The sequence below is a fragment of the Saccharothrix sp. S26 genome (genome assembly GCF_021390395.1).
Classification (GTDB): Bacteria; Actinomycetota; Actinomycetes; order Mycobacteriales; family Pseudonocardiaceae; genus Actinosynnema.
The window spans coordinates 139,739-152,787 of sequence record NZ_JAJUWT010000019.1; the positions used below are offsets into that span (position 1 = coordinate 139,739).

Consider the following 13,049-nt stretch of genomic DNA (forward strand, 5'->3'; position numbering starts at 1 on the left):
GGGCCACCTCGCCCCGTGCGGAGCGCTCCCCTCGCACGGCCCCGGTTCAGCCGGTGGCGTCGTGGGTGGTCCTGGTCCGGTGGGTCAGGCGGTGGCGCAGGGCGTGCCGTTGAGGGTGAACGACGCCGGCTTGGCGGTGTTGCCGCCGTGGGTGGCCTGGAAGCCGATGCCGATGGAGCCGTTCGGCGGGATCGAGGCGTTGTAGGCCACGTTCTTGGCGGTGACCTGGCCGGAGGTCGGCGAGTAGGTGGCGCTCCAGCCGGAGGTGATGGTCTGCCCGCCCGGCAGGGTGAACACGAGCGACCAGCCGTTGACCGCGGTGGCGCCGGTGTTGGTGATGGTGATCGACTCGGTCAGGCCGGTGTTCCAGGCGTTGACGGTGCTCGTGACGCGGCACGAGCCGTTGCCACCCGTGGTGGTCGTGGTGGTCGTGGTGCTGGTCGTGGTGGTGGTGGTCGTCGTCGAAGTGGTGGTCGTGGTGCTGGTCGGATCGACGGGGCGGTCGAGGCCGAAGAACGCGATCGCCTGGGCGGCCATGCCGGTCGACGGCAGGCTGTGCCCGGCGCCCTGGATGCTGTACGCCTCGACCTTGGTGGCGCCCGAGGAGTCGTTGTAGCGGCGGCGGTTCCAGCCGGACTGCGGGGTGTCCGTGGACGACGGGGTCTGGCTCAGCCCGAACACGTTGGTCCACTGCTCGATCGACTCCTGGAGCAGCGCGTACGGCACGAGGGTGTCGTTGGTGCCGTGCCAGAGCTGCACGCGCGGCCGGACGCCGGTGTAGCCGGGGTACGCCTGGCGCACCGCGTCACCCCACTCCTGCGGGGTGCGGTTGGCGCCACCGCCGCCGGTGCACCGGCTGCTGCCGGGCGGGTAGTCGGCGGCGTTGGCGAAGCAGTTGTAGGGCACGCCCATGAACGCCGCGCCGGCCTTGAACACGTCCGGGTACAGGGCCAGCATGTGGTTGGTCATCATGCCGCCCGACGACGAGCCGGTGGCGTAGACCCGGTTCGGGTCGCCGCCGTAGCGCTGCTGGACGTAGGTCACCATGGACACGATCGACACCGGGTCGCTGCCGCCGCCGCGGCGCTTGGCCGCGTCGGACCAGGTGTCGAAGCACTTGCCGAACCCGGCCTCCTGCTGGGCGCTGGGGTAGATGACGACGAAACCGTGCCGGTCGGCCAGCGAGGCGAACTCGCTGCCGGAGTAGAAGCCGGGGCCCGAGCCGCCGCAGCCGTGCATGGCCACGACGATGCCGGGGTTGGTCGGGCGTGAGTCGGGCACGTAGACGTGCATCCGCATCCCGCCCGGGTTGGCGCCGAAGTTCGTGACCTCGGTCAACGAGGCCGCGGAGGCGGGCGTGGGCGCGACGGCGACGAGGCCCGCCACGACCAGTGACGTCGCCGCGGCGAGCATGAGACTCGGTGTGACCTTCATGCGCTTGACTCCTTTGGTTCGCGCACGGCCGGACAGGGCTGGCCCGCGGGCCCTGGTGCGACCCGCGGTGCGGCGGTGGGAGCTGCACGCGTGGACGTGTCCGGCGGTTGACCGGCCGGTGCGGTCGAGCGCGCGGTCCCGGCCGGTCGGATCCCGTCCATCGTGTGACAGTTAGCCTGCCGTTCGGCCCGGAAACTGTCAATCGACCGTCTTGACCGGTCGGCGTGCCGCGCGGCGGATTAGGGTCGGTGGCGACGACCTGTCCGAGCCACCGCCGGAGCCGCCGTGACCAGCCCGTACGATATCGAGGAGATCTTCCCGGACGACTCGGTCCGGCTTCCCCGACGGCAGTCCGGCAACTCGCCCCAGGGCCTGACCGTGACCTTGCTGGCCGACTACACGTTGCGCGCCAGGGGGTGGCTGCCGTCGGCGGCGATCGTGGCGCTGCTGGCCGAGGCCGGCGTCAGCCACGCCGGGGCCCGCACCACCATCAGCAGGCTCGCCCGCCGCGGCGTGCTCGAAGGCAGCAAGCAGGGCCGCAACAGCTCCTACCGGCTCACGACGGCCGCCGCGCTCAACCTGGCCGCCGGTGGTCGCTCCATCGTCGCCGCGGCCGCGGCCGACGAGCCGTGGGACGGCCGGTGGACGTTGATCGCCTTCTCGGTGCCGCAGGACGCGGTCTCCCGCCGGCGCGAACTGCGCACCTGGCTGCGCTGGTTCGGCTGCGCGCCCCTCTACGACGGCCTGTGGGTCTCACCGCACGACCTCACCGACAAGACCAGGGCGCACCTGGCCGAGCTGGCCTTCGGCGCCATGACCGTCTTCCGCGCCCGCCACGTCGACCTCGGCAACTCCACCGGCCGCGACCCGCTCGACGCCTGGGACACCGCCGCGATCGCCCGCCACTACGAGGACTTCCTCCGGCGCTGGCGGCCGCTGCTGCCCGACATCCGGGCCGGTCGGATCACCGGGGTCGAGGCGGTCCGCGCCCGCACCGAGGTCATGGACACCTACCGCCGGCTGCCGATCCTCGACCCCCGCCTGCCGCTGCGGCTGCTGCCACCGGGCTGGCCGCGCGAACCCGCGCGGGAGGTGTTCACCGCGGTCTACGACGGCCTGGCCGGCCCCGCCCAGGACCACGTGCGGGCCGTCGCGAGCCGCTTCACCACCGATCCGCTCACCGACGTGCGCGCCCACACCGTCGAGGACATGCTCATCGGCCTCCAGGGCGCGTGGGCGCCCGACGCCGAGCAGGACTGCGCAGCGGACCGTTCCGGCTCACCCACCGGCCCCTGACCACGCGCCCAACACGACGACACCGATCCCACACCGCGCCGACACACCCGCCAGCCGACGAAGCACGATCGACCTGGTGTTCCACGAGATGCACCCGGCGTGGTCGACCGAGGTCATCCGCGGCGTCGAGCCGGCCGCGGCCGACGAGCGCGCCGCCGTGGTGCTGTCCGAGCTGGGCGGCGAGCACCGGCCGCGGCGCGAGTGGTTCGACGACCTGCCGGCCCGCCGCCCGCTCGGCGTGATCCTCGTGCCGGCCGGGCTGTCGGCGAACTGGGCCGGCCGCGACCCGGCACCTGCCCGCGCTCGGACAGCGCCGGATCTCGGTGATCTCCGGGCCCACGACCACGCTGTGCAGCCGTGCCCGCGTCGACGGGTACCGCAGCGCACTGGAGTATGCGGACGTCGTCGTGGAACCGGACCTCGTGCGTACAGCGACTTCTCCGTGCAAGGCCGGGTACAGCCACGCGACACCGAGCAGGACTCCGGACCGGACCGGGTCGCCCGCCCGGCACGACGAGGCCGGGCCCCCGCCGACGGGGAGCCCGGCCTCCTGGGGTCACGCCGCGCGCACCGTCCACTGCTGGTTGGACTGGCCGCTGCACGACCACAGGACCAGCTTGGTCCCGTTGCCCGTGCCGAAGTTCGACGCGTCCAGGCACAGGCCGGACAGCACGTTGGTGATCGTGCCGTTGGCGTTGACGTTCCACTGCTGGTTGGTGTCGCCGTGGCAGTCCCAAATCACGACCTGGGTGCCGTTGGTCGTGCCGCGACCGTAGGCGTCGAGGCACTTGGTGCCGAACACGACGAGCTGCCGGTTGGAGGTCTGCGTCCACGACTGGTTGGGCTGGCCGTGGCAGTCCCACAGCTGCAGCTGGGTGCCGTTGGTGGTCGACGAGCCCGGCACGTCGAGGCAGCGGCCCGAGGGCACGCCGACGACCTGCCTGCCCTGCGACGCGACCGGGTCGCCGATGCTGCCCGGCACCGCCCGCAGGGCCGCGTACCAGGTCGCGGCCATCTTGTCGTAGCCGGTGGCGGTGGGGTGCACGCCGTCGATCAGGTCGGCCGTGGTCAACGCGGCGTGCATGTCCACCAGGCGCACCCGCTTGCCCGCGTTCACCTTGCCCTGCACGATGCCGGGGATGGCGGCGTTGTAGTTGCGGGCGGCGGCCTCCTGCCCGGAGTTGGACAGCGGGATGATCGTCGCGACGAACACGTCGGCGTTCGGCACGGTCGCCGTGATGCGGTCGATCAGCGCCGACAGGCGGGCGGGCGCGTTGGCCACGTTGTAGTTCTGCAGGATGTCGTTGGTGCCGATGTGCAGCAGCACCGTGCGCGGGTTGGTGTTGCGCAACCAGGTGACGACGTTGGCGTCGATCTGGTCGATGCGCCACCCCGGGTGGCCCTGGTGGTCGTGGTCGCCGAGCGAGGCGGGGCCGTTGAACTGCGAGCCGACGAAGTCGACCCGGTAGTTGCCGGACCCGAACCGCTGCCACAGCCCGATCCGGTAGCCGCCGGGCACCTGCGTGCCCTCGGTGATGGAGTCACCCAGCGGCATGACCCGCACCCCGCCGTTGGACTCTGCGGACGCGGTGCCCAGTGGCAGCAGCGCGGCGGTGAGCACCGCCGCCGCCGCGGCGGCGAGCGTCCGGAAGCGTGGTCGCATGCGTTCTCCTGTGGTTCGGCGCCCGGTCGGGCGTCAGGTGAGGTTCCACTGCTGGTTGGCGCCGCCGTGGCAGGTCCACAGCTGCACCTGCGCCCCGTTGGCGGTGGACGCCCCCGACACGTCCAGGCACAGGCCGGACTGCGCGCCGGTGATCGTGCCGTTGGCGTTGACGTTCCACCGCTGGTTGGCCTGACCGTTGCAGGACCAGATGACCACCCTGGTGCCCGCGCCGGTCCCCTGACCGTACGCGTCGAGGCAGCGCTGGGCACTACCGTCGAACACCGCCAGCTGCCCCGACGACGTGCGGGTCCAGGTCTGGTTCGCACCGCCCCGGCAGTCCCAGATCCGGGCCTGCGCGCCCACCGTGCCGTCCGGCACGTCGAGGCACTTGCCCGCGCCCACCGCGCGCACCGCGCCGCCGGGGGTGGTGGCGCCGGTGCTGTACCCGGCCGCGATGACGTTGGCCTGCACCGCGTTCTCGGTCGCGTCCGAGGGGTAGCCCGCGACCATGGCCCCTTCGTAGAACGTCCCCGCGCTGAGGTTCGCGCCGCCGCCCGGCTTGCAGCAGTCGCCGCCGCTGCCCAGGATGATCGCGCCCTGCTTCTTCATGGGGCTGTAGCCGTTGGGCAGCGGGCCGTCCCAGAGGGTGGTCAGGCTGCCCGCCTGCGCGTCGCCGCCCTTGAGCGCGAACCGCGTGGTCCCGTTGTTCTTCAACATGGCGGTGACGAACCTGTTCGGGAACGCGCGCTGGTTCGGGTTCCACGACTGGCTGCCACCGGGGTACAGGCCCCACTCCAGGTCGGCCTGCACCCACGGGCCGGTGCCGGAGCACCCGCCGAACCAGCACTGGGTGCTGAAGTTGATCGCGTCCATCGCGCCGGCCGCGTCGGCGCTGCGGGTCGTCTCGCTGTTGCCGTAGTCGAAGCAGCACCCGTTGTTGACGTGCGTGCCGCTGGTCACCATGTACATGCCCTCGGGCGCGCTACCGGTCGGCACGCCGGTCAGGTGGCCGTCGCGCCAGTAGCTGTTGCCGGGGTTGATGTAGAGCGAGTACGCCTTGCCGCCACCCACGGACAGCGACTCCGAGGTGGCGACCGCGGGCCTGCTCTGGGTGGAGCCGGGCACCACCGTCGAGCCCTGGTACCACAGGTCGTTGCCCCGGCCGGACTGGTCGTAGACCACCGTGATCACGCACGTGGTGCCGGCGCAGAACGAGTCCTGGGCCGCCGCGTTCGCGGTGCCGCCGACGGCCGTCACGCCGATGTCCCTGGTCGTGTTGTCCGACGAGCGCCGGACCTGGTAAAGGTTGCCCGCGTAGGAGCCGTACAGCGCGCGGGTCGTGCTGTGGGCGGCCACGCACGGCGTGCCACCCGAGGCGTAGATGTCGCACGGCCCGGTGCCGGCGGCCGACGCGGCGGTCGGCGCGGCCACCGCCACCGCGGCCGCGGGCAACAACGCCACCGCCAGCGCCACGCGCAGGCGCATCGCCGCGCGTGCACGCCACCGGCGCATCGACGATCCTGCTGGACGAACGCGTGGAGGTTGCACGGTCATGCTCCTTTGGCGTCGTGGCGGCGGCTTCGGGCGTGGCGCGGGGGTCGGGAGGTCCGACCCCCGCGCGGTGGTGTCAGTTGCGCACGCTCCACTGCTGGTTCGTGCCGCCGTGGCACGACCAGAGCTGGATGAGCGTGCCGTTGGCGGTGGCCTGGCCGCTGGCGTCCAGGCACAGCCCGGACTGCACGCCGGTGATGGTGCCGTTGGCGTTGACGTTCCACTGCTGGTTCGCCTGGCCGTTGCAGTCCCAGATGATCGCCGCGGTGCCGTTGGTGGTGCCCCTGCCGCTGGCGTCGAGGCACTTGTTCCCGTTCACCACGAGCTGCTTGCCCGAGGTGTACGTCCAGCGCTGGTTCGCCCCGCCGGCGCAGTCCCACAGCCGGGCCTGCGCGCCGTTGCCACTGCCGGCGGCCACCTCGAGGCAGCGACCCGACTGACCGCCCACCAGCATGGCGTTCTGCGGGCCGCCGACGCTGCCGCCACCGGGACCGGCGTTGGCCATCACCGCCTGCGCGCCCGACGGCCAGTTGCCGTTGGTGACCACGACGTTGCCGGACACCACGTTGCCGCGGTCGCCGTTGGTGATGTTCGTGCTGCTGTTGGTCGACCAGTTGTTGGTCAGCGTCCAGTTGCCCATGTTCTCGCCACCCCAGTAGTTGGCCGTGGCCCACGTGCCGGTGTTGGAGAAGACGTTGCCGGTCGCGGAGTAGTACTTCGATCCCTCGTCGAAGTAGAGCCCGAAGTAGCCGTTGGTTCGCAGGCAGTGGTTCCCGCTGATCGAGGCGTTCGGGTTCCACGCCAGCGTGTAGATGCAGCCGCCGTCGTTCATCTGCTGCATCACGTCGTGGATGTAGTTGTTGATGAGCCGGTTGTTCGACGCCGTGGTGGGTGTCGTGTAACGCGGCTGGTAGTTGTAGAGCCCCCGGTTGGCGTAGTTGTTGTTGCCGCCCGCGTCGTTGGCGCCCCAGCCGTAACCGATGGACATGCCGGAGTACGGCATGTTGTAGACCTCGTTGTGCGCCACGGTGGCGGTGCTGACATAGGTGTTGAGCACCGAGACGTTGCCCCGGTACTCGACGCCGAGGTCGTGGATGCGGTTGTAGCTGACGGTGATGTCCCGGTTGACCATCCGCTGGTCGCTCGGGTGGTGCGCGTCGGCGCGCACGCCGCCGACCACGATGCCGCCCGCCGAGCTGCGGGCGATCTCGGACCGGGTGACGGTGATGCTGCTCGCGCCCAGGCCGACGCCGCTGCCGTGGGCGTTGGCGTCGTTGCCGATGCCGATGGCCGTCTGGCCCAGGTTGACGAACTGCGACTCGCTGAACGTGATGTTGTTGGCGGCCGAGACCTGCACCGCCGCGGGCATCTGGTTCCAGTGCGGGCGGGCCGCCTCGAACTGCGTGCAGCCGTTCTGGCAGGAGGTCAGCCGGTCGGCCGGCCAGTTCCAGTTGCCCGCGATGTAGCTGCCGGTCTGCTGGTCGGCGTAACCCTGGTTGCTGCTGGGTCCGAGCCAGCTCGTGCCGGTGAAGGTGATGCCGGTGAACGAGATGTGGTGCGCGGGCGCGTCATAGGTGCCGCCGACCTGGACCAGTGACTGGAGCGTGGGCAGCTCCACGCTGACCGCGCTCATGTTCTGCCCGGCCAACGGGATGTAGGACAACGCGCCCGTGCCGGGGTTGAGGTGCCACTCCCCCGGCGAGTCCAGGAACTCGTAGGCGTTGGCGAGGTAGAACGGCCCGGCCCGGTGCGGCTGGCTGAGCGTGTCGTAGCCGAAGGTGTTGTTGTTCCACGCGGGCTGCTGCATGGTGAGGAAGTTCCCGCTGATGCTCTGCACCGGCGAGTAGCGGTCGGTGAAGGAGTTGACGCTCTCCACCTCGACCCGGTTCTGGTTGGCCAGGTTGTTCAGGTAGCCCAGGGCGGAGTTGGAGAACCTCATGCCGGTGCTGGTGAACGTGAAGTCGGCCCGGTTCACCTGCGTGCGGGCGCGGGTCGCGATCGCGCCGTTGACGTACAGCTGGCGCGAGTCGAGCCCGGTGGGGACGTTCGCGCGCCAGATGTTCCTGCCGGCGTCGGCGAGGGTCCAGCCGGTGACGGCACGCGCGCCGCTGATCACCGGACGCGCGGAGGGCGCGGCCTGCCACAGCACGCGGTAGCCGTTCGTGCCGGAGTCCGCCGCGGTCAGCCGCAGGGGTTCGGTGAGCCGGTACACCCCGTCGGCCAACTGCACGACGATGTCGCCGGACATCGAGCTGTTCTGCGACCGCACGGCGGCCTGTGCGGCGGGCAAGGAGCAGGGCTGCGCGGCGGAACAAGCGGTGCCGCTGCCGGTGGGTGACGCGTAGAGGGTCGTGGTGGCGGCTTGCGCGGGTGGCGCGAGGGCCACCACCGCGGCCACCACCGCGGCGGCGGCTCCGGCCGACAAGGCCCTGCGCACCGCAGAGGACGAGGACGCGAACAAGGGGGACCTCCTGGCGGGGGGAACATGGTGTGCGGCGGTCTGATGGCCGGTCGGTGCGGCGGGATGAGCGAGGTGGGTCCGAAGCGGAGCCACGAATCGGGCTGCGGGCGGGGCAGGTGCCGGGAAGCCGCGGTTGCGAGGGCGAGTCGGGGAAGGCAGGCGGGTCGGGAAGTCGTGACGAGGGCAGCCGGCGGAGGCGGCCGGTTGGAGCGGCGGCTCGGGAAGCCCGCCGGGGTGGCCGGCCGAGCGGCGGATCGGAGTGCGGTCCGGTGGCGGTCGCCCGGACGTCGGTCAGGACGGCAGGGCGTCCAGGCGGTCGGGCGTGATCGAGTCGCGCACCACCGCCAGCAGGCGTTGCCCGGCGCGTTCCGGTCGCACGTGCGGGCCGTCGGAGGGCGGGGCGGCCAGCCCCAGGCCCGCGGCGAGGATCGCTTCCTCGTCGACCCTCACGCCCAGCCCCGGGCTGTCACCCAGCACGAACGCGCCGTCCTCGATGTGCAGGTCGAACGACAGACCGGACGGCGGCTGCAGCTCCTGCAACTCGCTGACCAGGTGGTTCGGCACGGACGTGGCCGCGTGCAGCAGGCCGACCGGCGAGTTGCCGATCGGGCTCACGGGCAGGTCGTGCGCGTGCGCCAGGGCCGCCACCCGCAGGAAGTGGGTCACGCCCCACCCCGCGCCCGCCTGCACCACGTCGACCGCTCCCGCCGCGATCAGCGGCCGGTACTGCTCCAGCCCGGTCAGGTTCTCCCCCGTGGCGACCGACGCCCGGATCCCTCGGCTGACGGCCGCGTGCCCCTCCGCGTCCCACCGCCGCACCGGCTCCTCGACCCAGATCAGGTCGAGCGTGCGCTCCAGCTCGGCGACGTGGCGGACGGCCTGCTTGCGGGTCAGGGCCTCGTTGACGTCGATCATCAGCCCCGGCCGCGTGCCGCGACCGGCGGCGGTGAGCACGTCGCGCACCAGGATGAGCCGGTCGCGGTCGCGGTCGACGTCCAGCCCGCCCTTGATCTTCGCCACCCGCAGCCCGTGGGCGGCGTAGGCCTCGTAGGCCGCCACGAGCTCGTCGTCGCCCAGCCCGATGCACAGGCCCGAGGCGTAGGCGGGCACGCGGCGGTCGCGGCCGCCGAGCAGCCGCCACAGCGGTTCGCCGGCGGCCTGCGCCTTGATGTCCCACAGCGCGGTGTCGAGGGCGCCGATGGTGCCGAACACCGCGCCCGCGTGGCCCGCCTTGAACACCCGGCGCAGCATCCGGTCGTACAGGGCGGTGACGCCGCGCGGGTCCTCGCCCTCGATGGCGGCGAACACGGTCTCGATCTCGACGTGCGGTCCGAGGCCGACGCCGGTGATGCCGACGTCGGTCTCCACGAGGACGATCGGCACCCGGATGACACCGTCGGCGAAGACGCCGTTGGCGTCCCCGACCGGCCTGCCCCAGGCCTTGACGGTCGTGAGGGTCCGATAACCGGTGATGCGCATATCAGCCCTTCGTTGCTCCGGCGCTGACGCCGTCGGCGATCTGGCGCTGCAGGAACAGGTAGACGACGAGGACGGGCACCGCGGCGATCAGCACGCCCGAGGCGAACACGGGGATGTCGTCCGAGTACTGCCCCCGCAGGGAGGTGACCCCGACCATGAGCGTGCGGTGCTCCGCCGACGGCATCATGAGCAGGGAGATGAGCACGTCGTTCCAGCAGAACAGGGCGTTGAGGACGCCGACCGAGATCAGCGCCGGCACGCCCATGGGCAGCATGATCCGCCAGTAGACGCCGAACGCGGTGTTGCCGTCGATCCGGGCCGCGTCCACCACCTCGGCGGGCACGGTCGAGTAGTAGCTGGTCATCAGGAAGACGGTGAACGGCAGGAACTGCGCCACGTACGCCAGGACCAGCCCCGGGTAGGTGTCGACGAGCCCGGTGTCGGCCATGACCCGGGTCAACGGCACCATGATCACCTGGAACGGGACGAACAGCGCGGCCAGGAAGCCGAGGTAGAGCGCGGACGAGCCGCGGAACCGCAGCCGGGCGAGCGCGAACCCGGCCATCGACCCGAACAGCAGCAGCAACGCGACCGAGCACGTCACCACGACGGTCGAGTTCAGGAAGTACCGGGACATGCCGACGCTCGTCCACGCCGAGGCGATGTTGTCCCACCGCAGGGAGTCGGTCAGGGAGAACCGGTCGAGCACGTACTCGCGGCGGGTCTTCATGGCCACGTTGGTGGTGAACACCATGGGGTAGACCGTCGCCAGCGCGAGCGCGGCCATCGGGACCGCGACGACCCACCTCGACCACCTCCGGCCGGCCATCAGACCTCCCTGCCCGCGCGCCGCAGCACGCCGATCTGGGCCAGCCCCACCAGCAGCATGATCAGGAACAGCGCCGTGGACGCCGCGGAGGCGAGCGCGGGCTGGTTGAACTGCCCCTGCTGCACCCAGATGTAGTACTCCGGCAGGTAGGTGGAGCCCTCCGGCCCGCCGCTGGTCATCACGAACAGCAGGCCGAACATCGAGGTCAGCATCCCGATCATGGTGGTGACGAAGACGAATTGGATGGTGCGGGTCAGCCCCGGCACGATCACGTGCCGGATGGACTGCGCCAGGGACGCGCCGTCCACCCGCGCCGCGTCCAGCAGCGACGGGTCGAGGTTCGCGAACCCGGCCAGGAAGACCACCAGCGCCATGCCGAACGTGGCCCAGACGTGCACGCCCGCGACCGCGAAGATGGCCACGTCCGGATCGCCGAGCCAGTCCACCGACCCGAGCCCGACCGCGCCGAGCACCTCGTTGACCGGACCGTCGTGGGCCAGCAGCAGGTTGAAGATCGCGCCCACGATCACCGGGGACAGCACGGCCGGGAAGAAGTACACGGCCCGGTAGACCCGGTGCCCCGGTGTGCGCAGGTAGATGAACGTGGCGAGCAGCCCCGGGATCGCCACCGCGACCGGGAGCAGCAGCACCAGCAGGCCGACGTTGCGCAACGCGGTGCGGAACAGCGGGTCGGCGAACAACGTCACGTAGTTGTCCAGCCCGACCGGCGTGCCGTTGCGGTCGCCGTCGCCGGTGAAGGAGAAGTTGACCCCCAGCACCAGCGGCCACAGGCGCAGCACGACGATGATCAGCACGGCGGGCGCGAGGAGGACGAACGGCGCGAGCCGCTCGGTCCGCGACCCGCGCCGACGACGCGGTCGGCGGCGGGGCGCCGTGTCCCGCGCCTGGCCCTGGGACGGCGTGGCCGGGGCCGGGCGGACGGGTGACGGCGGTGCTCCGGGCGACACGGTCAGCTCGCCGCGTCGGAGGCGGCCAGCTGCGCCACGGCCTCGTCCACCGTGACCGAGCCGCTGAGCAGTTGCTGCGACAGCCGTCCCATCAGGTCGACGGTCTTGCTCGGCAGCGCGACGTGCAGCGCGGGCTTGCCGGTGGCCAGGCCCTTCGAGATCGCGGTGACGGCCGGTCCGGCGGCGGAGACGTCGATCGTGGTGTCGGCCGCGATCGCGCCGGCGTCCGCGTAGAAGGCCTGCAACGCCTCGGTCGACGTCAACGACCGCACCAGGTCGGCGGCGAGCTTCGGGTCGCGCGTCCACTTGGCGACGCCGTAACCGATGCCGCCGTCGTACGGCAGGCTCGGCTTCGCGGCCGGGTCGACCACCGGGGCCGCCATCACGCCCACGTCGGCGGGGTCGAGGAACTCGGCGAAGTCCTTCCAGTGCCCCACGTCCGACATCAGGCCGACGACGTGCGCGGCCTTGGCGGACTGGAACACCGCGAACGCGTCGTTGAACATCGCGGTGGAGTTGACCCCGTCGTTGTTCAGCCCGGACGCGTCGACCTGCCGCCAGAGCTCGAAGATCCGCTTCACGGCCGGCGAGGTCCAGTCCCGCTTCCCCGCGATCCACCGGTCGTACTCGTCGGGCGTCAGCACCGCGGATCCCATGGCGGACAGGAAGAACTGGATGCCGATGCCTTCCTTGTTGCCCACGGCGAAGCACTTCGCGCCGGTCTTGTCCGTGATGACGCCGCAGTCCCGGACGAACTCGTCCCACGTCGCGGCGGGCGCCTCCGGGTCCAGTCCCGCCTGCTCGTACAGCGCCTTGTTGTAGTACAAGGGATGTCCTTGCAGCGTCACGGGCGAGGCGTAGGTCTTGCCGTCCTCGGCGAACGCGTCCCACCCGGCCAGCCGCTGCCGGTCCGCGGCGACGTAGTCGTCCAGCGGCACCAGCGAGTCGGCGCGGTCGCGGAGCTGGCCGCCGCCGTTGAAGAGGATGACGTCGGGGCCCTTGCCCGCCTGGATCGCCGCGCCGAGCAACGTGTAGTACTGGTCGAACGGTTGCGCGACGAACTCGACCTCGACACCGGGGTGGCCCTTGGCGAAGTCGGCCTTCGCCTTGTCGACGTAGGCCTTCGCGGCGGGGTCGCCGGACTTCCAGTCCCAGACCACGAGCTTGTCAGCCGCGCCGCCGGGCGAGGAGGACACCCCCGCGCTGCCGCAGCCGGCGCTCAACGCCAACCCGAGGACCAGGACGGCCGACCACAGTGCGCGCTGCCCCATCGCTGATCACTTCTCCAGACAGCGGCCGGGTGACCCACCCGGCCGGCTTTGGTTGCGCCGACGAAACCACTCCGCAGCATACTGATCCACCGGCCAT

At 71.5% G+C, this 13,049-nt stretch carries 9 protein-coding genes and 1 pseudogene; 2 read left to right on the forward strand and 8 right to left on the reverse strand.

Annotated features, from left to right (window positions below):
- Positions 1–84: 84 nt before the first annotated feature.
- Positions 85–1,434 (reverse strand): PHB depolymerase family esterase, encoded by a 1,350-nt coding sequence (locus LZG04_RS28495; protein WP_233822537.1) that lies wholly within the window; start codon positions 1,432–1,434, stop codon positions 85–87.
- A 285-nt stretch (positions 1,435–1,719) separates the two neighbouring features.
- On the opposite strand from LZG04_RS28495, the gene LZG04_RS28500 reads away from it, so the two are divergent.
- A complete protein-coding gene (locus tag LZG04_RS28500) occupies positions 1,720–2,730 on the forward strand; it encodes a PaaX family transcriptional regulator C-terminal domain-containing protein (RefSeq protein ID WP_233822539.1) in 1,011 nt (336 codons plus the stop codon).
- Between the two features lie 290 nt (positions 2,731–3,020).
- Positions 3,021–3,182 (forward strand): annotated as a pseudogene (locus LZG04_RS43140) (hypothetical protein); the annotation flags it as partial.
- A 104-nt stretch (positions 3,183–3,286) separates the two neighbouring features.
- On the opposite strand, the gene LZG04_RS28510 reads toward LZG04_RS43140, so the two are convergent.
- The 7 genes from LZG04_RS28510 to LZG04_RS28540 all read right to left on the reverse strand — a co-directional run bounded on the left by LZG04_RS28510 (position 3,287) and on the right by LZG04_RS28540 (position 12,952).
- Complete coding sequence (locus LZG04_RS28510) at positions 3,287–4,393, reverse strand: ricin-type beta-trefoil lectin domain protein (RefSeq protein ID WP_233822541.1); 1,107 nt, start codon at positions 4,391–4,393, stop codon at positions 3,287–3,289.
- Positions 4,394–4,426: 33 nt separating this feature from the next.
- A complete protein-coding gene (locus tag LZG04_RS28515) occupies positions 4,427–5,905 on the reverse strand; it encodes an arabinofuranosidase catalytic domain-containing protein (protein WP_233822543.1) in 1,479 nt (492 codons plus the stop codon).
- Positions 5,906–6,020: 115 nt separating this feature from the next.
- The gene (locus tag LZG04_RS28520) at positions 6,021–8,381 is read right to left on the reverse strand and encodes an RICIN domain-containing protein (RefSeq protein WP_233822545.1); all 2,361 of its coding nucleotides are present in this window, start codon (positions 8,379–8,381) and stop codon (positions 6,021–6,023) included.
- A 315-nt stretch (positions 8,382–8,696) separates the two neighbouring features.
- Complete coding sequence (locus LZG04_RS28525) at positions 8,697–9,884, reverse strand: mandelate racemase/muconate lactonizing enzyme family protein (protein WP_233822547.1); 1,188 nt, start codon at positions 9,882–9,884, stop codon at positions 8,697–8,699.
- 1 nt (position 9,885) lies between these two features.
- Positions 9,886–10,713: a carbohydrate ABC transporter permease gene (locus LZG04_RS28530; protein ID WP_233822549.1), complete on the reverse strand. Its 828-nt coding sequence runs from the start codon at positions 10,711–10,713 to the stop codon at positions 9,886–9,888.
- Positions 10,713–11,681, reverse strand: a complete 969-nt coding sequence (locus LZG04_RS28535) for a carbohydrate ABC transporter permease (protein WP_233822551.1) — start codon at positions 11,679–11,681, stop codon at positions 10,713–10,715. The genes LZG04_RS28530 and LZG04_RS28535 overlap by 1 nt, the downstream gene beginning before the upstream one ends.
- Positions 11,682–11,683: 2 nt before the next feature.
- Positions 11,684–12,952, reverse strand: a complete 1,269-nt coding sequence (locus LZG04_RS28540; protein WP_233822553.1) for an ABC transporter substrate-binding protein — start codon at positions 12,950–12,952, stop codon at positions 11,684–11,686.
- Positions 12,953–13,049 lie beyond the last annotated feature (97 nt).

Coding starts and splice junctions, on each gene's coding strand:
- LZG04_RS28495 (WP_233822537.1), bottom strand. CDS start 1,434: ATGAAGGTCACACCGAGTCTCATGCTCGCCGCGGCGACGTCACTGGTC.
- LZG04_RS28510 (WP_233822541.1), bottom strand. CDS start 4,393: ATGCGACCACGCTTCCGGACGCTCGCCGCCGCGGCGGCGGCGGTGCTC.
- LZG04_RS28515 (WP_233822543.1), bottom strand. CDS start 5,905: ATGCGCCGGTGGCGTGCACGCGCGGCGATGCGCCTGCGCGTGGCGCTG.
- LZG04_RS28525 (WP_233822547.1), bottom strand. CDS start 9,884: ATGCGCATCACCGGTTATCGGACCCTCACGACCGTCAAGGCCTGGGGC.
- LZG04_RS28530 (WP_233822549.1), bottom strand. CDS start 10,713: ATGGCCGGCCGGAGGTGGTCGAGGTGGGTCGTCGCGGTCCCGATGGCC.
- LZG04_RS28540 (WP_233822553.1), bottom strand. CDS start 12,952: ATGGGGCAGCGCGCACTGTGGTCGGCCGTCCTGGTCCTCGGGTTGGCG.